Below are 19,607 nucleotides of genomic sequence, written 5' to 3'. Positions count from 1 at the left end.
TCTCAACGTGTTCGTGCACTCCCCGCCACCCGACCGGCCCGGCGTCGACGTGTCGGCGAGCTTCACCCTGGGCGTCGAGCGGTACCGCTACCCCGAGGACCTCCCGATCGTGGCAGCAAAGAGCGGCTCGTCCTGCAAGGACCAGATGCTGCCTGCGGTCCCGAACGGCAAGCGGCCGCCCTTCCTGGTCACCGACATCGGCGCCAACCCCTGGAAGTACGGGAACCAGGGCGTCCTGCTGAACTCGGATGCACTCAAGCAGGCATTGTTCGGACCCGTGCAGGGACCGCCCCGCAACAGCGCACAGATCGGGATGCCCGGATGACCGGCGGCCGTAGCATGATCATCAAGTTCGGCATCTTCGCGACCGTGATGGCGCTGCTGACGGTGTTCCTGTTCTTCACCTTCGGGCAGTACCGCACGGGATCGACGAACGGCTACTCCGCGGTGTTCTCCAACGCCTCGCGGCTCGCGGTGGGCGACACCGTCCGGGTCGCGGGCATCCGGGTGGGCACCGTCACCGACGTGGCGCTCGAATCGGACCGCAACGTCCTCGTCGAGTTCGACGCCGACGAGAAGATCAAGCTGACCACCGGTACCCGGGCCGCCATCCGCTACCTCAACCTGACCGGCGATCGCTACGTCGACCTCATCGACGGGCCGGGGTCGACGAAGCTGATGCCTCCCGGTGCGCAGATCCCGATCGACCGCACCCAACCCGCGCTCGACCTCGATCTGCTGCTGAGCGGACTGAAGCCGGTCGTCCAGGGTCTCAACCCGCAGGACGTCAACGCCCTCACGGCGTCGCTCGTGCAGGTGTTCCAGGGCGAGGGATCGACGATCAACTCGCTATTGGCCAAGACCTCCTCGTTCTCCAGCACGCTGGCCGACGACAACGAGACCGTCGAGCAGCTGATCGACAACCTCAACGAGACGCTGCAGGTGATCTCGAAGGACGGTGACCAGTTCGCAGGCGCGATCGACCGCCTGGAGAAGTTGATCTCCGGACTGTCCGCCGACCGCGACCCGATCGGCACGGCCATCACCGCCCTCGACAACGGGACCGCCTCCATCGCGGATCTGCTGACGCAGGCGCGACCCCCGTTGGCCGGCACCGTCGACGAACTCAACCGCCTGGCCCCCAACCTCGAGAGCGGCAAGGGTTACCTCGACGGGGCACTGCAGAACGCGCCGAAGAACTACCGCAAGCTCGCGCGCATCGGCGCCTACGGCGGATTCGTGCAGTACTACATCTGCGAACTCTCGATCCGCGTCACGGACCTGCAGGGCAGGGCGTCGCTGTTCCCCTTCGTGAAGCAGGAAAACGGAAGGTGCGCTGAGCCGTAATGCTCAAATACAGAGGAGCGCAACTCGCGCGTGCAGGGTTCATGGGCGTCGTGCTCGCGATCCTGATCATCGCCGTCGGCCTGCAGCCGGAGCGGCTGACGGCGTACGCCACGTCGCTGCAATACCAGGCCCTTTTCGAGGAGGCCGGCGGCATCACGGTCGGAAACGACGTGACGCTGTCGGGCATCAAGGTCGGCGCCGTCACCGGGGTGGGCCTCGACGACGGCCAGGCACTGGTCCGCTTCACGGTGGACAGCAGCTACCCGCTCGGGTCGGAGACCTCGGCGCTCATCAAGACCGGCACACTGCTCGGCGAACGGGTCTTGACCCTGGAGTCGGCCGGAAGCGGCACCTTGAACCGCACCGAGGCCATCCCGGTGACCAGGACCTCGTCGCCGTACTCGCTGAGCGATGCGGTCGGCGAACTGACCACGAACACCGCGGGTACCGACACCGCGCAGCTGAACCAGTCGCTCGACACGCTGTCGCAGACCCTCGACGAGATCGCGCCGCAGCTCGGCCCCACCTTCGACGGACTCAGTCGCCTCTCGCAATCGCTGAACAGCCGCAACGAGACGCTGGGTGACCTGCTGAAGTCGGCCTCCAGCGTCACCGGCATCCTCTCGGAGCGCAGCCAGCAGGTGAACACCCTGATCCTCAACGCCAACGACCTGCTGGCCGTGCTGGTGGAACGCCGCCAAGCCATCGTCGACCTGCTCGCCAACACCTCAGCGGTGTCACAGCAGCTGGTCGGCCTGGTGAAGGACAACGAGGCCGAGCTGGCACCCACGCTGGAGCGGCTCAACAAGGTCAACGAGGTCCTGGTGCGCAACCGCGACAACCTCTCCAAGGCGATCCCGGGCGCGGCCAAGTACCAGGGCATCCTCAGTGAGGCCGTGTCCAGCGGCGCCTACTACACCGCCTACGTGCCGAACTTCCAGCCAGCGCAGCTGTTGCAGCCCTTCCTGGACTACGCCTTCGGGTTCCGCCGCGGCGCCTTCGGCGCCGGGGCACCGCCCACCACACCGGAAACCGGCCCCCGCGCCGAACTGCCGCTGCCGTACAACGCCGTTCCCGGAGGCTCACGATGATGGCTCGATCCCGAAAGTGGCTCGTGCCCACCGTCGCTGCCGTGCTCGTGATCGCGCTCATCGGCGGCGGGTTCATCGCGGTGCGCGCGGCGTTCTTCGGCCCCACCAAGATCACCGCCTACTTCCCGACCGCGACGGCCATCTACGTCGGGGACGACGTCCGGGTGTCGGGCGTGAAGGTCGGCACCATCGACGCGATCGAACCGCTTGGCACCCAGACCAAGATGGTGATGTCGGTGGACGACGGCGTATCGGTGCCTGCCGACGCAGCCGCCGTGATCGTCGCCCAGAACCTGGTCGCCGCGCGCTACGTCCAGCTGACGCCCGCCTACCGCACGTCCGACGGCGGCGAGAAGATGGCCGACGGCGCGGTGATCCCGCAGGAACGCACGGCGGTTCCCGTCGAGTGGGACGAGGTCAAGCAGCAACTCGAGCGTCTCGCAACGGATCTCGGACCGACCAGTGACATGACGACGACGTCCGTCGGCCGGTTCATCGACAGCGCCGCCAACGCGCTCGACGGCAACGGTGAGAAGCTCCGTCAGACCCTCGCGCAGCTGTCGGGCGTGGGTCGCACACTCGCCGAGGGCAGCGGCGACTTCGTGGGCATCATCAAGAACCTGCAGGTGTTCGTCGGCGCCCTGCGCGCCAGCAACGAGCAGATCGTGTCGCTGAACAACCAGCTCGCGACGCTGTCCAGCGTGCTCGACGGCAGCAAGTCAGACCTCGACGCGGCACTGTCGAATCTCTCCGTGGCCGTCGACGAGGTCAAGCGATTCGTCGCGGGCACCCGGAACCAGACCGCCGAGCAGCTGCAGGGATTGGCGCAGGTGACCCAGACGCTGGTCGACGTCAAGGACGACTTCGAGCAGGTGCTGCACATCACCCCGAACGCGTTCGGAAACGGTTACAACATCTACGATCCCGACATCGGGGCGGTCCGCGGTGGCTTCTCGATCCCCAACCTCGCGAGCCCCATGCAGTTCGTCTGCGGCATGATCGGCGCCACGCAGAACACGACCGCGCCCGAGACCGCCAAGCTCTGCAACGACTACCTCGGCCCCGCGCTGCGGCTGCTGAACCTCAACTACATCCCGATTCCGATCAACCCGTACCTGGCGAAGTCCGCCAGCCCGGAGAACATCGTGTACGCCGATCCGAAGTTGGCTCCCGGTGGCAGCGGTGAGGCCCAGGTGCCGCCGGAGATCCCGCCGACGGTATCGGCGTACACCGGTCTGGACGGCGACGTCCCACCGCCGCCAGGCATGGGCCCTCCCGGCGTCCCGTTGCCGACCAACGAGCGAACACCGTTGCAGCCCTTCCCCGCGCTGTATCCCGGTGCCCCCGTTCCCATGCCGGCCGACACCCGGATCGGGCCGCCGCTGCCCGGCGCTCCCGCACCGGCAGCCCCCGTCGAACCTGGTACGCCCAGCCTCCCCGGCATGCTGCTTCCCGCCGAGGCCACGCCTCCGGCACCCGGGCCTGCCCCGGGACCGCCGCTACCTGCTGAAGGGATGCCACCGTCATGACGCGAAGAGCACTCGTACGCGCCGTGGCTGCCGGCACGTGCGTGATCGTGACCGCCAGCGGGTGTGCCTTCCAGGGCGTGAACTCGCTGCCCCTGCCGGGCGCTGTCGGCCGCGGCTCGGACGCCGTGACCTACCACGTGCAGATCGCCAACGTGTCCACGCTGGAATCGAATTCGCCCGTCCTCATGAACGACGTCGTCGTGGGAAGCGTCGGCAGGATGGACGTCCAGGACTGGCACGCCAACGTCGAGATCTCGGTCAAGCCCGACGTCGCCGTCCCGGCCAACGCCGTGGCCAGCGTGGGGCAGACCAGCCTGCTTGGATCCATGCACCTCGCCCTGGACCCGCCGCTGGGAACCAAGCCCGAGGGCAAGCTACCGCCCGGCGCCACGATCACGCTCAACGACTCGTCGACGTACCCGACGACCGAGGAGACGCTGTCGTCGCTGTCGGTCGTGGTCAACGCCGGTGGGCTCGGACAGATCGGCGACGTGGTGCACACGTTCAACGAAGCGCTGTCCGGTCGGGAGGAGGACTTCCGCAGTCTGCTCACCGAACTCGACGCGTTCATCGGCACACTCGATCAGCAGCGCCAGAGCCTGGTCGCGACCATCGATGCGCTCAACCGCGTGGCATCGACGTTCGCCGGCCGCCGTGACGTGATCACCGCTGCACTGCAACGCCTTCCGCGTGCCCTGGAGGTACTGGACCGGGAGCGGCCGCAGCTCACCACCGCGCTGGACAAGCTCGGGGTGTTCAGCAACACCGCCACCCGGCTCGTCAACGACACCCAGGACGACCTGGTGAAGAACCTCGAGGGCCTGCAGCCGACCATCAAGGCGCTCGCCGACGTCGGTCCGGACCTCGATGCCAGCCTCGCGTACGCAACGGTGTTCCCCTACGGGCAGAACCTCATCGACCGCGCCGTACGCGGCGACTTCATCAACCTGTTCGCCACCGTCGACATCTCCGGCCCGCGCCTGCGGAAGTCCATCTTCCTCGGGTCGAGGGCAGGGCAGGAGGGCCGCGACCTCGTGCCGCTGCCGGGTGAGCCGTACTTCCAGCGCTACACCTACGACCCGATGGGCCGGCCACTGCGGCCGCCGCCACCCGGTGGCCCGCTGTCCGCGCTGCCCGGCAACCCGCCGACCGCGGGACTGCAGGCCGACCCACCGGGAGCCGACCGTAGCCAGCCCGGTGCGGGTGCCCTGCCCCCGCAGGCCCCGCCGCCGCTGCCACCGGTCAGCGGACCGGTGCTCCCCGTGGTCCCGCAGTCGGATTCCGGCGCACCCGCCGCCGACGGTCCGCCTTCCCCTGGTGATCCGATCTTCGCGGGCCCGTACGGGCCCGCAGGTGGAGGCAACTGATGCTCACCAGATTCATCAAGATCCAGCTGGCGATCTTCACGATCGTGGGGATCGTCGGCGTGACGCTGATGGCCGTCAACTACGTGCAGGTACCCACGCTGCTGGGGATCGGCAAGTACGAGGTCAAGCTGCAGTTGCCGTCGTCCGGTGGGCTCTACCGGTTCAGCAACGTGACCTACCGCGGCGTGGAGGTGGGCAAGGTTACCGAGGTCCGGGTGACGCCCACCGGCGCGGAGGCGACGATGTCGCTCGCGACCTCGCCCAAGATTCCCATCGACCTGCAGGCCGAGGTCCGCAGCGTCTCGGCGGTCGGCGAGCAATACGTCGACCTTCGGCCGCGCACCGATTCCGGGCCGTACCTGGAGAACGGGTCGGTGATTGCGGTCGGGGACACCACGATTCCGGCTCCGGTTGGCCCGGTCCTGGACCGGGTCAGCAAGCTCGTCGACTCCTTCCCGAAGGACCGGCTCGGCGACCTCCTCGACGAGACGTACAAGGGATTCAACGGTGCAGGGTTCGACTTCGGCTCGCTGCTGGACTCCGGTGCGACGCTCAGCGCCGACCTCAACGGCGTCGCCGACCAGACTCGAATGCTGGCCGACGACACCCGTCCGCTGCTGGAGGGGCAGGCGGCCACCTCTGACTCGATCCGGACCTGGGCGCGCAGCCTGGCCGGCTTCACGGGTCAGCTGCAGGCCAGTGATCCGCAGTTCCGCAGGGTGCTGCAAGGGTTCCCGAGCTTCAGCGACGAGACCACGGGTCTGCTGAATCAGCTCAAGCCGACGTTGCCGGTCCTGCTCGCGAATCTCGGGACCGTGAGCGAGATCCTGATGACCTACAACGCGTCGCTGGAGCAGTTGCTCGTGCTGTTGCCGCCATACATCGCACAGCAGCAGGGATATTCGGTCACCTCCGATTCCACGGGCAGTGCGCGTGGCGACTTCGCCGCGACCGTCAGCGACCCGCCCGCGTGCACGGTCGGGTTCCTGCCGCCGTCGTCGTGGCGATCACCGGCCGACGAGTCGGACATCGACACCCCGGACGGCATCTACTGCAAGCTGCCCCAGGACTCGCCGATCGCGGTCCGCGGTTTGCGCAACTTCCCCTGCATCCGCAAGCCGGGCAAGCGCGCGCCGACGGTCCAGATTTGCAACAGCGACAAGCCCTTCGTCCCGTTGGCGATGCGCCAGCACGCGACTGGGCCGTATCCGATCGATCCCAGCCTGATCGCCCAGGGCATTCCGATCGACGACCGCACGACGCTGACCGATGACATCCACGCACCGATCGGTGGCACGCCGTTGCCGCCCGGTGCGGTACCGGCCGGCACGATGCCCAATGCGGGACCGCCGATAGGGGCTCCGGTGTCGCCACTGGAGGCGCCCATCGCCACCGCGATCCCGCCTGCGCCGCCGCCAGGGAACTCCCTCAACGGTCAACCGATCGCCCCGCTGGGTCCGCCGCCCGGACCGGCACCCGAGGCAGCGCCCGGTGCGCCGCTGGCGGTGCCTGACGCACCGGCCGCCGCACCGCTCGCACCCGGGCCTGCCCCGGGACCACTGGGTCTCGCGCCGGTGCCCGACGGCGGTGCGGTGCCTGCCGCGCCCAGCGCCTTCGGTGGCAAGTCCGGCGGTGGTCCGAGTGTCGCTGTGGCGCAATACAATCCGCGCACGGGTGAGTACGTCGGGTCCGACGGCAAGGTGTACCAGGTGACGAACCTGGTGGCCGACCAACCGCTCGCCAAGACGTGGAAGGACCTGCTGCCGCACTAGCTGCGTCCACGCGACACGACCCCCCTGCCCGAGGGCCGGGGGGTCGTGTTCGTGAAAGACGTTTTCGTGGAAGGCGGCTGAGCGCCGGGTCAGCTGACCTTGGAGATCTTGACGGGCAGGTTCAGCACCAGGGAGCGGTTGCGGCCGCAGTTGCCGCTCATGCCGGTGGTCTCGTCCTCTCCGATCCACAGATCCGAGATGCGTTGCGACATACCCTCGTCGGTCGCGGGGTAGAACTTGTACACCTGCAGACCTGGGGCGCGGGTGCCGTCGGGGCACGGGATCCAGTCGGGGACGAAGTGCTTGACGTACCACAGGTTGCCGATGGTGGTATAGACGTCCTCGGTCCACCCCAGGCTGCTGGTCACCGTGCCCGAGCAGGTGATTGCGTTCGTGCAGACGGTATTCACCGTCCAGGTGCTGTGCACCGACGGTTCGTCCTGGTAGCGGTCGTTCATCCTGGCCCACTCACCGTTGGACACCACGGAGTACGTCCCGTTCATGGCGTACTGCTCGTACTCGGCGGTGGCGTGTGGCGCGGTGCCGAGGACGGTCATGGCGGTGGCGAGCAATGCTGCGCTCGAGATCGTCTTCGCTGAGCCCACGACTCGCTCCTCGGTGTGTGCATGCCCCGGTGTCGATGGGGCCCGGCTGCCGCGGAAACGGCATTCTCGCAAGTAGATTAGCATTCGGCACGGTGGTCGAGGTGGCGTTTCCCGCCGTCGTCACGACCCTTCCGTCGAGCGTCCGTGACGTGGTGGTCGAGGGAACTTCTGCGAAGCGGAGAAGAACGCTCTCCGTTGTGCGAGAATGTGTTCCGTGCGTCTCGTCGTGGCTGCAGCTACCGGCTTACTGGCCGCCGGTCTGATCACCGCGCCTGCGGTCCCGGCCGAACCACCCCCGCCGGCACCGCCTGCGCCCATCGCGGAATGCAATGAGCCGTCCTGCGTGCCAGGCATACAGCCCGGCGCCGTGCTCGGTGCGCCGTGTACGAACACCACGTACTACGTCTTCGGCGTGACGTCCTGGGGGCGCGTCGTGTTCTGCGGTTCTCCTCGCCGGTACGCGCCACGATGGTTCCGCTCGACCGAGCTGCGCGGGGTGAAGATCGAGGGCAGCAATTGCTCCGGACGCGACGGCGAGATGGCCCAAGCGCCCGACGGTCTGTTCCTGTCCTGCGATGCGCGCACCGGCGCGAGCACTTGGACACGCGGCGACATCTGAGGGTCGCCGCCCCATGGCGGCGGGCGCTACATCTTGACGAGCGAGAAGGTGTACGTGCTCGTGCCACCCGGCGCGCCGTAGCAGCCCGCGCCATACGTGGACACGATGGTTCCCGCGAGTGTCACTGCGTCCCATGAATACACGTCGTGCGACGGCAGGTTGTAGCCGATGCAACGCACCCCGTCGATGACGTCCACGGTCATCGTGTACCGGCCGTTGTCGTAGAACGCGGTGTTCTGAAAGCGCTGGCTCTTCAACGGTCGCGGGATGGCGATCACGTTGAGGTTCGTCGTCTCCGGTGCGATCACCGGATCCTCGAAGTAGGTGCCGCAGTCGGGGGCACCGCACGAGTGCGCGACCGACCAGACGAAGGAGTGGTCGTTCCAACGGTTGTTCGCCACTTCGTAATTGCCGATTCGCATCTCCACGGCGGCATGAGAACCCGGGGCGAGAACCGTCGCCGCGGTCACCAGCGCAGCGCCGACGGCCGACACGGCCACCTTCGGATGTGAGGCCACGGCCGTCTCCCGTTCTCGTGCGTGCTCTGACAGACCAAGCTTATCGGCCCCGCGCTCCCGTCACGGAGTTTCCCCCAACTGCGTCAACCGGATTCAGTCCAGCGGGGTGAACTGGATGTTGATCTGCGTCAGTCCGCGGAGGATGAACGTCGGCTCGTAGTCGTAGCTACGGCTCCCCTCGGGTCCGTGCTTCTCGTCGTCGATCGTGATGTCGCCCATGCGGTCCAAGATGCGCTCCATCGACACGCGCCCCTCGACGCGGGCCAACGGGCCGCCGGGGCAGCTGTGTACGCCACGGCCGAATGCGATGTGCTCGCGGACGTTCTTGCGGTCGAGATCGAACTCGTGCGGGTTCTCGAAGCGGGCCGGGTCGCGGTTCACGGCGCCAGGACACACCATCACGGTGGTGCCTGCCGGCACGTCGATGTCGCCGATCTTGGTGTTCTTCTTGGCAAGTCGGAACTGGCTCTTGACGGGAGCGTCCATCCGCAGCGCCTCCTCGACGAACACCGGGATTCGGCTACGGTCCGCGCGCAGTGCGTCCTGCACCTCGGGATGGTCGCCGATCACCCGCATCGCCGCGGACAACAGCTTGGTGGTGGTCTCCTGTCCGGCGGCGAAGAGGAACGTGGCAGAGCGGGCCACCTCGAGGACGGGCGGGACGGAGCCGTCGGGGTAGTTGGCCGTGGCCAGTGCGGTGAGCACGTCATCGCGGGGCGACTCGCGTCGATCCTCTAGATAGCCGACGAACTTGTCGTCGAGCCATGCCAGCGGATTCAGGCCGACCAGATCGCCGTCGAGGGAGCCGACCTGCGCACCGGGGCGCGGCGCGCCCAGCACGACGCGGAACTCCTCGTGGTCTTCCTGCGGGACACCGAGCATGTCGGCGATCACCAACAGCGAGAACGGCTTTGCGTAGGCGCTGAGGAACTCACAGCTGCCGTTGGCGACGAAGTCGTCGAGGCAGTCGTCGGCGAGCCGCCACATGAAGTCTTCGTTCTCCTTGAGCCGGCGCGGCGTCAGCAGCCGGTTGAGCAGGGAACGGGCGTTGGTGTGGTCGGGCGGATCCATGGTGACCATGTGCTCGAACATCGGCATCTGCGACCGGTGCGCGCTGATCTGCTCGGTGATGTCGTCGCCAACGGGTGTGAACGGCAGCGGCGGGAACGGGCCCGCCACCGCGATGCACGACGAGAACGTCTCGGTGTCCTTGAGCACCTGGCCGGCCTCGTCGTATCCCGTGATGGCCAGCACGCCGTAGTTGGGCTCCCTGACCACCGGGCACTTGCTCCGCAGGTGGTCGAAGTACGGGTGCGGATCGGGAATCAAAGACTGATCGGTGAAGTAGTCGACGGTGTCGAAGTCGGCTGTCATCTCGGGGGATTCCTTCCGGTGCCGTCACGTCGATGCGACGACGGGACGTGAACCGCCGTGCCGGCGGCGCGATCTGGGCTGAAAGTGCTGAGCACCTGCTTAGCATGACGTATGGTCGCGGTCAAGGTTGCGGCGCCGTCCGACGTCTACGATCTGCTTGCGGACTCACGGCACGACCGCGCGATGAGAAGGAAGTGGTGGCATGGCATCCGATCGGAGGATCGGCGGGCCCGACGCCAAGAATCGGGGAGTGTTGCTCGATGCTGCCGAGCAACTCATGCTCGAGGACGGCTACGCCGCGGTGACGTCGCGCCGGGTCGCCGAACGGGCCGGTCTGAAGCCGCAGCTGGTGCACTACTACTTCCGGACCATGGACGACCTGTTCATCGAGGTCTTCCGGCGGATGTCCAAGCTGGGACTCGAGGTGCACGCCGAGGCGATGAAGTCCGATCAACCGCTGTGGGCGATGTGGGACTTCGGCAGCGACCCGCAGTTCGCCCGGCTCACCATGGAGTTCATGGGTCTGGCGAATCATCGCAAGGCGCTGCGCGCGGAGATCGCGGTGTACGCCGACCGCTTCCGCGAGCAGCAGGTCGAGGCGATGACCGCGACCCTGCGCCGCTACGGGTACGAGACCACCGACGTACCGCCTGTGGTCTGGGCGGTGTTCGCGACGAGCGTGTCGCGGGTGCTCGCGGTGGAACGTTCGCTCGGTGTGTCCTTCGGCCACGACGAGATGATCGGGTTCTGCGAGGAGTGGCTGCGCAAGCTGGAGGGCGAGCGAGCGGTGGCCGACGCCTCGGCGTCCGCCTGACCCGTACGCCCGCAGGGTCACCAGTTGCGCATCGAGCAGAGCGCCCCCTTCGGTCCCTGATTGGTGGCCACGACCTGACCGTCGACGGCGAGCACGCAGTGAAAGTTCGGTCGTTGCGGCGAATCGAGGCTCGACACGGTGACCATCGCCCACTGATCGGGGTCGGCGAGCATGACGTCGAGCGTCCACATCTGGTCCGGTCCCAGGTCGGCCTCGACGTTCGGGCTGTACTGGTACGGGTTGTGGCTGTAGTCGGCGAAGTTGGGCGGGTCCACGTCCCGGTAGTAGATCTCGGCACCGGCGTAGGGCCGTTCGCTGAACACCGTGTACTTCACGTGGCGCAGCACCGGTCCCTCGGCGGCAGCGGGTGCAGCCGTGGCCCATCCGGCGACCAGCAGGGCCGGGACCAGCAGGGTCTTCGCCGCTGCCCTGGCGGTAGCCAGGTACCGGGACCCGCGTGGAAACATCATTTCCGAATTTTAGAACGACGTTCACTGCGGTGGGGCCGAATGAACTAACGTCGATTCGTGGATCCAGACAAGGCACAGATCAGCGACGTTCTCATCCGCTATGCGACGGGCATCGACTCGAAGGACTGGGCGTTGTTCCGGACCTGCTGGGCCGACGAGGTGCACGTCGACTACGCCGAGGTCGGTACGTTCACCGATCCCGACGCCTTCACCGAGCTGATGGAGCAACTGCACGGCTCGATGGGGCCGACGTATCACCGGCTGTCGAACTTCGCGATCGACGTCGACGGCGACGAGGCGACCGTGCGGTCCTACGTCCACGCCGTTCTGCTGCTCACCCCGGGCGACCCGGACAATTGGATCGACGTCGTGGGTCACTACCAGGACGTCTTCGCCCGAACGCCCGACGGCTGGCGCATCCGCGAGCGCTCGACGCACATGGCACGCATGTTGACCGGGGGAGCCCGCGCCGAGGCGGCGACCGCCGGGGGTGCCGGTCGTGAGTGAGTTCGCCGAGCGGTACGGCCCCTGCGCCGTGATTGCCGGTGCGTCCGAGGGCATCGGTGCCTGCCTGGCCGACGAACTCGGCGCACGCGGACTCGACCTCGTGCTCGTCGCCCGCAACGCTGCGCTGCTCGAGGAGGTCGCCGCCGGCGTGCGGGAGCGCCACGGCGTCCAGGTGCGGCCCGTCGCCCTCGACCTCACCGTCGACGACGTCGCCGAGCAGGCGGCCGCCGCGTGTGCCGGTCTCGACGTCGGAATGCTCGTCTACAACGCCGGAGCGTCGGACCGCACGTCGCCGTTCCTCGACAACTCCTTCGAGTACTCGCTCGACCAGATCAAGCTCGACTGCATCGGCCCGGTGGCGCTGGTACGGCAGTTCGCTCCGGCGATGCGCGACCGCGGTCGCGGCGGGATCGTGTTGGTCGCGTCACTGGCCTGCGTGGCGGGGTCGGCAACCCTGGCGATGTACTCCGGAGTCAAGGCGTTCCAGCACAACTTCGCCGAGGGGCTCTGGGCCGAACTAGGGCCGCACGGCGTCGACGTGTGCTGCACTCCGCTCGGGATGACCTACACGCCTGCGCTTGCGCGCATGGGCGTCGAGTACGACCCGATCGCGCACATGACCTCCGAGGACGTGGCGCGCGAGATCGCCGAGAACGTCGGCAACGGCCCGGTGCACGTCGTCGGAGAGAACAACCGGGCGGTGGCCTCCCAGATCTGGACCATCGACCGGCGCTCACTCGTCGAGATGATGAGCATCGCGTCGCGCGACTTCGCCGACAAGCGGACGGGAGCGTGAGGGCGCAGCCGATCCTGCCCGGCGCGATTCGCCAGATCGGCTATGTCGTTCGCGACATCGATGCCGCGCTCGAGCAGTGGGTCGCGATGGGCGTCGGACCATGGTTCGTGATGCGCGCACTACGCCAGGACGTGTCCTACCGGGGTGAGCCGTGTTCGGTGACGTTGTCGCTGGCGTGGGCCAACAGCGGCGACATGCAGCTGGAACTCATCCAGCAGGACGACGACACCCCCAGCATCTACACCGAGTTCCTCGCCGCGCACGGCGAGGGCTTCCAGCAGCTGTGCTGGTGGACCGAGGACTTCGACGCGACGATGGCTGCGGTCGGCGAGGCGGACTGGCCCGTCGTGTGGGTGGGTGGCGCCGACCAGGGCCAGCGCTATGCCTACGTGGAACCGCCAACCGGTGCCGCGGTTGCGGAGATCACCGCGCGGACCGAGGCGCTCGAGGGCATGGCGTCGATGGTCATGGCGGCCGCGAAGGACTGGGATGGCAGCGACCCGATCCGCCGGCTGGGCTGATCGGGTCGACGATTCCGGCTGCAGACAAAAAAATTCTGCGCTGCGTGCAGAAGTTCTCCGGAGAGAACGACTGCTCGCAGCGCAGAACGTGTTCGAAGCTTGTGTTACAGCGCCTTCACACCAACGGCCTGCGGCCCCTTGGCGCCCGGGTTGATTTCGAACTCAACGCGCTGGTTCTCGTCAAGGGTGCGGTAACCCTGGACCTGGATCTCCGAGTGGTGGACGAAAACGTCTTCGCTCGCGCCATCAGGCGTGATGAAGCCGAAGCCCTTTTCGGCGTTGAACCACTTTACGGTGCCCTGCGTCATACTAGTTTCTACTTTCCTGGTTTTCATCGAACGTCAATGAAGAGACGCCCGTAAAACGAGCCTATCAGGGTATTTCGCGATCGGCTGCACCTAGATCGAAATTCGTTGTCGCCAAGTTGGTTTTCACCACCGGACCCGGTGGCGGGGCGGACTCAGCTGCTTCCGGTACCGAGGAGATCGGCGACCGAGGAGGTGTCCCCCGGGTGGGCGGCGGCCATCAGCGTGGCATGGGCTTGGTCCGAATTGGTCTGTGGCGCAACGACGGCGAGCACGATCCCGCGTCCGGCGAGTCCGGTGACCTCCACGGTGCCGACCGGCTGTCGCCGGTATCCGTCGAGACGCACCGAGCGCCCACCGGTCACCAGCCGCGCAGGCGGTGTCGCCCAGTCGTCCATGCGGTACATGACCCGACCGACCGGTCCCAGTCGGACCGAGAGCACCGCGAGCAGATCCGGTAGTTCGGCGGCCAGGTCGTCGGAATGCGGCCACCAGGCTCCGTCGACGTACCCGGTGACGGGTGCCTTCGGCTTGAGCCGCAGGCGAGGAGTGTGCTCGGGACCCGAGCGGTCCTCGGCGTCGGCCTGGTCGGTGGTGTCGAGGGTGCTTGGCGATGGCGTCATGACGACGCTCCTGTCTCGGCCGAACGACGACCGGTGAATCGGCGACGACGCGGCATCAAGTAGTCGCGTGCGAAGTGCCGCCGATCCTCCTCAGCCTACGTGACCTGCGCAATCGATCACCGGGCGCGGTTCATCACCCGGTCCGCGGCCTCCCAGTGGGCGTCGTCGACCCACAGCCGGGCGAAGGCAGCGACGGCCTCGTCGGGAGTTGCCCCGCCCACGACGCGCTTCACCTCGCCCGCGGCGCGGTGAGCCAACTTGCGGGCAAGGCTGCGCCATTCGTCTTCGAACGCGTCGCGGGGCACGACCTTCTGAATCAGTCCGACACGCTCGGCCTCGGCCGCGTCCATGATCGTGCCGGTGCCGGCGAGTAGCAGCGCGCGACTCCTGCCGACCAGGGCTGCCAGGCGCTCGGCGCCGCCCCAGGCGGGCATGATCTCCAGGCTCACCTGGTTGAAGCCGATCTTCACGTCGTCGGCGGCAAGTCGGATGTCGGCCGCGACGGCCACCTCGGCGCCGCCACCGAGGGCGTGGCCGTTGAGCGCGGCGAGGACGGGGCCCGGAAAGCTGGCGATGCGGTCGCACACCGTGCGCATCCGCCACGCCATCGCGGAGGCCTCTTCCTCCGTGCGCAGGGCGGCGAGTTCCTTCAGGTCGCCGCCGGATACGAACGCCTTGTCCCCGGCGCCCTTGATCACCAGGGCGCGGGCGCCGACCGCGCCGTCGAGTGCCTCGTCGAGCCGGTCCATCGTCGACAACGAGATCGCATTGCGCGCGTGCGGCCTGTCGATGGTGATGACGGCCAAGCCATCGTCGACTTCGAGGTGGACCATGCGACTGTCGTCCAAGGCATTCTCCATCTGCGGTATTGGCATTCTCGGCGGGCGAGAATAACATCTCCAAAAGTCCGAGCCGACCTAGCAGCCGACCCAGTAAAGGTGTTGCGGAAACCGATGCGAAAGATCCCGAAGGCGCTCGTCGAACACTACGAGGCGCAGGGGTGGTGGACGTCGGAAACCCTCGGTGACCTCATCGCAGACGGGTTGGCCGCGGCGCCTGACGTGGGGTTCGTCGTCCACTCCGACGTGCGCCCGTACGTCGGGACGTGCGCGGCGGTCGAAGCGGAGGCGAGGCGACTCGCCACCGGCCTTCAGGAGCGTGGCGTCGGCCCTGGCGACGTGGTCGCCATGCAACTCCCGAACTGGAAGGACGCGGCGGTCGTCTTCTGGGCCGCGGCACTGCTCGGCGCGGTGGTCGTGCCCATCGTGCACTTCTACGGCCGCAAGGAACTGAGCCACATCCTGGCCACGGCGAAGCCCAAGGTCTTCGTCTCCACCGAACGGTTCGGCCGCATGACATTCCATCCCGATCTGTGTGCCGACGTCCCCATCGTGGCGCTGGTCGGCCATGACGGAACCGGTGACGAGCGCATCGAGGACCTCGACCGGCTCCTGGCCGACGAGCCGCTCGAGGGTGTCGTCGCGACCGACCCGGCGAGTCCCGCGCTGATCGCATTCACCTCGGGCACCACCCGGGACCCGAAGGGCGTCATCCACAGTCACCAGACGCTCAACTGCGAGACACGCCAGCTGCTGGCCAACTACCCGTCCGACCGCGGTCGCCAACTCACCGCCACACCGGTCGGTCACTTCATCGGAATGCTTAGCGCGTTCCTGATTCCGGTGCTCGAGGGCACGCCGATCGACCTGTGCGACGTATGGGATCCCGGGCGGGTACTGGCCTTGATGCTGTCGGACGGCGTGTCCATCGGAGGCGGCCCGCCCTACTTCCTGACCAGCTTGATGGACCACCCCGACTTCACTGCCCGACACATGGCCCTCATCACGACCGCCGGGCTGGGCGGATCGACCGTGCCCGCCGCCGTGACGCGCCGGCTCTCCGACCGTGGCGTGCTCGTCTACCGCTCGTACGGCAGCACGGAACATCCGTCGATCACCGGATCGAGCCCGTATGCGCCCGAGGACAAGCGGCTGTTCACCGACGGCAATCCGCGTCCGGGGGTCGAGATCCGCCTGACCGCGGAGGGCGAGATCCTCAGCCGCGGTCCCGATCTCTGCCTCGGGTACACCGATCCGGAATTGACCGCGAAGGCCTTCGACGACGACGGCTGGTACCGGACCGGCGACGTCGGCGTGCTCGACGACGACGGCTACCTCACGATCACCGACCGCAAGGCCGACGTGATCATCCGGGCGGGCGAGAACATCAGCGCGCTCGAGGTCGAGGAGGTGCTCCTGGCGATGCCACAGGTAGCCGAAGCAGTGGTGGTGGCGGCGCCCGATCGGCGGCTCGGCGAGCGGGCCGCCGCGGTGCTGCGTCTCAAGCCGGGCTGCGAACTGCCATCCCTCGAGGAGGTGCGCGCGCACTTCGACGAAGCAGGGGTGGCGCGCCAGAAGTGGCCCGAGGAACTGCACGTGGTCGACGTCTACCCGCGGACGGCGAGCGGCAAGGTGCAGAAGTTCCTGGTCCGCCAGAGCCTCGCCACCTGAGCTTCGCCGAGCCGGTCCGAGCACGCCGCTGGCGCCCCGAACCTCGGCGTGAGTCCTGCGGAACGTCGTTACCCGACTTCTCCAGAGGATTGCCACAGGCCTAAGATGAGAATAGGATTCTCGCGAGACGATAAGGAGTTTTCCAATGGGGCAACTGTCGCACAGGGTCGACATTCCGTTTCCGCTGTTCGATGCGGACAATCACCTCTACGAGCCGCCGGAGGCGCTGACCAAGTTCCTGCCGAAGGAGTACAAGGACGTCGTCCAGTACGTCGAGATCAACGGTCGCACCAAGATCGCGCTGCGCGGGCAGATCAGCAACTACATCCCGAACCCCACCTTCTCGGTGGTCGCCAAGCCAGGCGCCTGGGAGGAGTACTTCAAGTTCGGCAACCCGGACGGCAAGAGCAAGCGCGAACTGTTCGGCGAGCCGATGAAGGCGATCCCCGCGTTCTTCGAGCCCGCGCCGCGGCTGGAGAAGATGGACGAACTCGGCCTCGACCGCTCGCTGATGTTCCCCACGCTGGCGAGCCTCATCGAGGAGCGGTTGGCCGACGATCCGGTTGCCATCCACGTCATCGTGCACGCGCTCAACGAGTGGCTGCACGAGGTCTGGGGCTTCAACTACAAGAACCGCATCTACACCACGCCGGTCATCACGCTGCCCATCGTCGAGAAGGCGATCGAGGAGCTGGAGTGGGCGGTCAAGCGCGGTGCCCGCGCCATCCTCATCCGGCCCGCCCCGGTGCCGGGCTTCCGCGGACCGCGGTCCTTCGCGCTGCCCGAGTTCGACCCGTTCTGGCAGAAGTGCGTGGAGTACGACGTCTTCGTCGGCATGCACTCCAGTGATAGCGGCTACTCCCGCTACACCTCGGAGTGGGACGGCGGCGCCCAGGAGATGCTGCCCTTCCAGACCAACGCCATGTCGATCCTCAACGAGTGGCGGCCCATCCAGGACGCCGTCGCCTCGTGGGTGATCCACGGTGCGCTGTTCCGGTTCCCCACGCTCAAGGTCGGCATCGTCGAGGCCGGGTCGAAGTGGATGTTCCCCCTGCTGGACTCGATGTCCGAGGTCTACAAGAAGGCGCCAGAAGCCTTCCTGGGCAACCCGATGGAAGAGATCAAGAACCGCATCTACGTCAGCCCGTTCTACGAGGAGGGCATCGACGACCTGATCAACCTGATCGGCGTCGACCAGGTGCTCTACGGCTCCGACTGGCCGCACCCGGAGGGCCTCGCCGAGCCGACCCACTATGTGACTGCACTCGACCACCTCTCGGTCGACGATCAGGCAAAGATCATGGGCGGCAACCTGTCCCGCCTGATCACTGCTTGACGTTCACGCTTCGTGAGCAGCCGCTGGCAGACCATCCCCGAGATGGTCCTCAGTTCAGCCGACCGGTTCGGTGACGCTGAGGCAGTCGTCGACGGTTCGCTGCGCCTGACCTTCGTCCAGCTCGCCGAGCGCATCCGCAACGCCGCGGGTGCGTTCGGCGAGCTGGGCGTCGCAAAGGGCGACAGGGTCGCGATCTGGGCCCCCAACTCCGCCGAGTGGATCGTCGCCGCGTTCGGCATCGTGACCGCAGGGGCCGTCCTGGTTCCCGTGAACACCAGGTTCAAGGCCTCCGAAGCCGCCGACGTGGTGTCGCGCAGCGGCGCCAAGGCCGTCCTGGTGCAGCCGGGCTTCCTCGGCCAGGACTACGACGTCGCCCTCGACGTTCCGACCATCGATCTCAAGTCCGACTTCCTCGCCAGCGGTTCACCGTTGGAGCGTCGGGTCGACGGCGCGGACGTCGCCGACGTCATCTACACCTCCGGTACCACCGGCAGGCCAAAGGGCGTGATGATGAATCACGCTCAGACTCTGCGCCTGTACGCCGAATGGTGCGACCTCGCCGACCTGCGCGAGGGCGATCGCTATCTCGCGGTCAACCCGTTCTTCCACACCTTCGGCTACAAGGCGGGGTGCATCGCGTCGCTCATCCGCGGCGCCACGATCCTGCCCGTACCGGTCTTCGACGTCGACGCCGTGGTCGACCTCGTCGAGGCCGAGCGCATCACGATGCTGCCCGGCCCTCCGACGCTGTATCACGCGCTGCTCGGGGTGGCCGACAAGTCCAGGCTGGCCACCTTGCGCGCCGGCGTCACGGGCGCGTCCGACATCCCGGTCGAATTGATCAGGCGCGTGCACACCGAACTGCCCTTCCAGACCCTGGCCACCGGCTACGGGCTGACGGAGTGCGGCACGGCGACGCTGTCGCGGCCCGGCGACACGTTCGAGGACATCGCCACCACGGTCGGTACGCCCTGCGACGGTGTCGAGGTCCGCGTGGCCGACGACGGCGAGGTGCTGGTCCGCGGGTACAGCGTGATGCAGGGGTATCTCGACGATCCGGCGGCCACCGCCGAGGCGATCGACGCCGACGGCTGGCTGCACACCGGCGACCTGGGCGGGTTCACCGATTCCGGTCGCCTGCGCATCGTCGGCCGCAAGAAGGACATGTTCATCGTCGGCGGCTTCAACGCCTATCCCGCCGAGATCGAGGGCTTCCTGCTCGAGCATCCGGCCATCGCCCAGGCAGCGGTGATCGGCGTGCCCGACGAGCGCCTCGGCCAGGTCGGCAAGGCCTTCGTGGTGCTGCGGGACGACGCGCCGCCGTTGACGGCTGAAGACGTGGTCGGGTGGAGTCGCGACCGAATGGCCGGATTCAAGGTGCCGCGGTCTGTACAGTTCCTCGACGAGTTACCCACGAACGCAACGGGCAAGGTCGTCAAGGACCTGCTGCGCTGAGCGTGTGCACGAACCGGAAACAGCGTTTCCGCAGGCGAGTGGGCGCGA

20 protein-coding genes and 1 pseudogene are annotated in these 19,607 nt (G+C 67.4%); 14 read left to right on the top strand and 7 right to left on the bottom strand.

Annotated elements, in window-relative coordinates:
- The 6 genes and pseudogenes from LOK44_RS28745 to LOK44_RS28720 form a co-directional block, all read left to right on the top strand.
- Positions 1–325: pseudogene (locus LOK44_RS28745) on the top strand (MCE family protein); the annotation flags it as partial.
- A complete protein-coding gene (locus LOK44_RS28740) occupies positions 322–1,347 on the top strand; it encodes an MCE family protein (protein ID WP_237573483.1) in 1,026 nt (341 codons plus the stop codon). The pseudogene LOK44_RS28745 and the gene LOK44_RS28740, both read left to right, overlap by 4 nt.
- A complete protein-coding gene (locus tag LOK44_RS28735) occupies positions 1,347–2,438 on the top strand; it encodes an MCE family protein (RefSeq protein WP_237573482.1) in 1,092 nt (363 codons plus the stop codon). Before LOK44_RS28740 ends, LOK44_RS28735 begins: the two co-directional genes overlap by 1 nt.
- Positions 2,438–3,967, top strand: a complete 1,530-nt coding sequence (locus LOK44_RS28730; RefSeq protein WP_372481331.1) for an MCE family protein — start codon at positions 2,438–2,440, stop codon at positions 3,965–3,967. The genes LOK44_RS28735 and LOK44_RS28730 overlap by 1 nt, the downstream gene beginning before the upstream one ends.
- Positions 3,964–5,334 carry an MCE family protein gene (locus tag LOK44_RS28725; protein ID WP_237573480.1) on the top strand — a complete coding sequence of 457 codons (1,371 nt, stop codon included), beginning with the start codon at positions 3,964–3,966 and terminating at the stop codon, positions 5,332–5,334. The genes LOK44_RS28730 and LOK44_RS28725 overlap by 4 nt, the downstream gene beginning before the upstream one ends.
- The gene (locus LOK44_RS28720) at positions 5,334–7,106 is read left to right on the top strand and encodes an MCE family protein (RefSeq protein WP_237573479.1); all 1,773 of its coding nucleotides are present in this window, start codon (positions 5,334–5,336) and stop codon (positions 7,104–7,106) included. The genes LOK44_RS28725 and LOK44_RS28720 overlap by 1 nt, the downstream gene beginning before the upstream one ends.
- An 89-nt stretch (positions 7,107–7,195) precedes the next feature.
- On the opposite strand, the gene LOK44_RS28715 is transcribed toward LOK44_RS28720, so the two are convergent.
- Positions 7,196–7,711, bottom strand: a complete 516-nt coding sequence (locus LOK44_RS28715) for an Rv2253/PknI dimerization domain-containing protein (RefSeq protein ID WP_237573478.1) — start codon at positions 7,709–7,711, stop codon at positions 7,196–7,198.
- A 205-nt stretch (positions 7,712–7,916) separates the two neighbouring features.
- Between LOK44_RS28715 and LOK44_RS28710 the strand changes: the two genes are divergently transcribed.
- Entirely contained in the window at positions 7,917–8,330 is a 414-nt protein-coding gene (locus LOK44_RS28710) for a hypothetical protein (protein ID WP_237573477.1), read from the top strand.
- Between the two features lie 26 nt (positions 8,331–8,356).
- Here LOK44_RS28710 and LOK44_RS28705 read toward each other — a convergent pair whose 3' ends face one another.
- Entirely contained in the window at positions 8,357–8,848 is a 492-nt protein-coding gene (locus tag LOK44_RS28705) for a hypothetical protein (protein ID WP_237573476.1), read from the bottom strand.
- Positions 8,849–8,941: 93 nt separating this feature from the next.
- Positions 8,942–10,222, bottom strand: coding sequence for a cytochrome P450 (locus tag LOK44_RS28700; RefSeq protein WP_237573475.1), 1,281 nt, complete (start codon positions 10,220–10,222; stop codon positions 8,942–8,944).
- A 202-nt stretch (positions 10,223–10,424) separates the two neighbouring features.
- Here LOK44_RS28700 and LOK44_RS28695 point away from each other — a divergent pair, with 202 nt between their 5' ends.
- Complete coding sequence (locus LOK44_RS28695; RefSeq protein ID WP_237573474.1) at positions 10,425–11,036, top strand: TetR/AcrR family transcriptional regulator; 612 nt, start codon at positions 10,425–10,427, stop codon at positions 11,034–11,036.
- A gap of 17 nt (positions 11,037–11,053) precedes the next feature.
- Here the strand turns inward: LOK44_RS28695 and LOK44_RS28690 are convergent, their stop codons facing one another.
- A complete protein-coding gene (locus LOK44_RS28690; RefSeq protein WP_237573473.1) occupies positions 11,054–11,506 on the bottom strand; it encodes an Rv2576c family protein in 453 nt (150 codons plus the stop codon).
- Between the two features lie 57 nt (positions 11,507–11,563).
- Here LOK44_RS28690 and LOK44_RS28685 point away from each other — a divergent pair, with 57 nt between their 5' ends.
- The 3 genes from LOK44_RS28685 to LOK44_RS28675 are packed head-to-tail and all read left to right on the top strand — an operon-like array spanning position 11,564 to position 13,330.
- A complete protein-coding gene (locus LOK44_RS28685) occupies positions 11,564–12,013 on the top strand; it encodes a nuclear transport factor 2 family protein (protein ID WP_237573472.1) in 450 nt (149 codons plus the stop codon).
- On the top strand, positions 12,006–12,809 hold the full coding sequence (locus LOK44_RS28680) for an SDR family NAD(P)-dependent oxidoreductase (protein WP_237573471.1): 804 nt from the start codon (positions 12,006–12,008) through the stop codon (positions 12,807–12,809). Before LOK44_RS28685 ends, LOK44_RS28680 begins: the two co-directional genes overlap by 8 nt.
- On the top strand, positions 12,806–13,330 hold the full coding sequence (locus LOK44_RS28675; protein ID WP_237573470.1) for a VOC family protein: 525 nt from the start codon (positions 12,806–12,808) through the stop codon (positions 13,328–13,330). Before LOK44_RS28680 ends, LOK44_RS28675 begins: the two co-directional genes overlap by 4 nt.
- Before the next feature lie 104 nt (positions 13,331–13,434).
- Here LOK44_RS28675 and LOK44_RS28670 read toward each other — a convergent pair whose 3' ends face one another.
- The 3 genes from LOK44_RS28670 to LOK44_RS28660 all read right to left on the bottom strand — a co-directional run bounded on the left by LOK44_RS28670 (position 13,435) and on the right by LOK44_RS28660 (position 15,091).
- Entirely contained in the window at positions 13,435–13,638 is a 204-nt protein-coding gene (locus LOK44_RS28670; protein ID WP_163924245.1) for a cold-shock protein, read from the bottom strand.
- A 152-nt stretch (positions 13,639–13,790) separates the two neighbouring features.
- A complete protein-coding gene (locus LOK44_RS28665; protein ID WP_237573469.1) occupies positions 13,791–14,258 on the bottom strand; it encodes a DUF5994 family protein in 468 nt (155 codons plus the stop codon).
- A 116-nt stretch (positions 14,259–14,374) separates the two neighbouring features.
- Positions 14,375–15,091, bottom strand: coding sequence for an enoyl-CoA hydratase/isomerase family protein (locus LOK44_RS28660; protein ID WP_237573495.1), 717 nt, complete (start codon positions 15,089–15,091; stop codon positions 14,375–14,377).
- 120 nt (positions 15,092–15,211) lie between these two features.
- On the opposite strand from LOK44_RS28660, the gene LOK44_RS28655 reads away from it, so the two are divergent.
- The 3 genes from LOK44_RS28655 (at position 15,212) to LOK44_RS28645 (ending at position 19,559) form a co-directional block, all read left to right on the top strand.
- Entirely contained in the window at positions 15,212–16,768 is a 1,557-nt protein-coding gene (locus tag LOK44_RS28655) for an AMP-binding protein (protein ID WP_237573468.1), read from the top strand.
- Between the two features lie 145 nt (positions 16,769–16,913).
- Positions 16,914–18,104 (top strand): amidohydrolase family protein, encoded by a 1,191-nt coding sequence (locus LOK44_RS28650; protein ID WP_237573467.1) that lies wholly within the window; start codon positions 16,914–16,916, stop codon positions 18,102–18,104.
- Positions 18,105–18,116: 12 nt separating this feature from the next.
- Positions 18,117–19,559, top strand: a complete 1,443-nt coding sequence (locus tag LOK44_RS28645; RefSeq protein WP_308192820.1) for a FadD3 family acyl-CoA ligase — start codon at positions 18,117–18,119, stop codon at positions 19,557–19,559.
- Positions 19,560–19,607: the final 48 nt, after the last annotated feature.

The sequence above is a fragment of the Mycolicibacterium lacusdiani genome (genome assembly GCF_021916785.1).
GTDB classification, from domain to species: Bacteria; Actinomycetota; Actinomycetes; order Mycobacteriales; family Mycobacteriaceae; genus Mycobacterium; species Mycobacterium lacusdiani.
The sequence above is the reverse complement of the archived record's forward strand: the minus strand, read 5'-3'. Positions and strand labels throughout refer to the sequence as shown.

What these genes read in the sequence shown, in the direction of transcription:
- LOK44_RS28655 (WP_237573468.1), top strand. Translation starts at nt 15,212, where the DNA reads ATGCGAAAGATCCCGAAGGCGCTCGTCGAACACTACGAGGCGCAGGGG.
- LOK44_RS28660 (WP_237573495.1), bottom strand. Translation starts at nt 15,091, where the DNA reads ATGGTCCACCTCGAAGTCGACGATGGCTTGGCCGTCATCACCATCGAC.
- LOK44_RS28670 (WP_163924245.1), bottom strand. Translation starts at nt 13,638, where the DNA reads ATGACGCAGGGCACCGTAAAGTGGTTCAACGCCGAAAAGGGCTTCGGC.
- LOK44_RS28720 (WP_237573479.1), top strand. Translation starts at nt 5,334, where the DNA reads ATGCTCACCAGATTCATCAAGATCCAGCTGGCGATCTTCACGATCGTG.
- LOK44_RS28690 (WP_237573473.1), bottom strand. Translation starts at nt 11,506, where the DNA reads ATGATGTTTCCACGCGGGTCCCGGTACCTGGCTACCGCCAGGGCAGCG.
- LOK44_RS28710 (WP_237573477.1), top strand. Translation starts at nt 7,917, where the DNA reads ATGTGTTCCGTGCGTCTCGTCGTGGCTGCAGCTACCGGCTTACTGGCC.
- LOK44_RS28695 (WP_237573474.1), top strand. Translation starts at nt 10,425, where the DNA reads ATGGCATCCGATCGGAGGATCGGCGGGCCCGACGCCAAGAATCGGGGA.
- LOK44_RS28725 (WP_237573480.1), top strand. Translation starts at nt 3,964, where the DNA reads ATGACGCGAAGAGCACTCGTACGCGCCGTGGCTGCCGGCACGTGCGTG.
- LOK44_RS28650 (WP_237573467.1), top strand. Translation starts at nt 16,914, where the DNA reads ATGGGGCAACTGTCGCACAGGGTCGACATTCCGTTTCCGCTGTTCGAT.
- LOK44_RS28740 (WP_237573483.1), top strand. Translation starts at nt 322, where the DNA reads ATGACCGGCGGCCGTAGCATGATCATCAAGTTCGGCATCTTCGCGACC.
- LOK44_RS28735 (WP_237573482.1), top strand. Translation starts at nt 1,347, where the DNA reads ATGCTCAAATACAGAGGAGCGCAACTCGCGCGTGCAGGGTTCATGGGC.
- LOK44_RS28730 (WP_372481331.1), top strand. Translation starts at nt 2,438, where the DNA reads ATGGCTCGATCCCGAAAGTGGCTCGTGCCCACCGTCGCTGCCGTGCTC.
- LOK44_RS28700 (WP_237573475.1), bottom strand. Translation starts at nt 10,222, where the DNA reads ATGACAGCCGACTTCGACACCGTCGACTACTTCACCGATCAGTCTTTG.
- LOK44_RS28665 (WP_237573469.1), bottom strand. Translation starts at nt 14,258, where the DNA reads ATGACGCCATCGCCAAGCACCCTCGACACCACCGACCAGGCCGACGCC.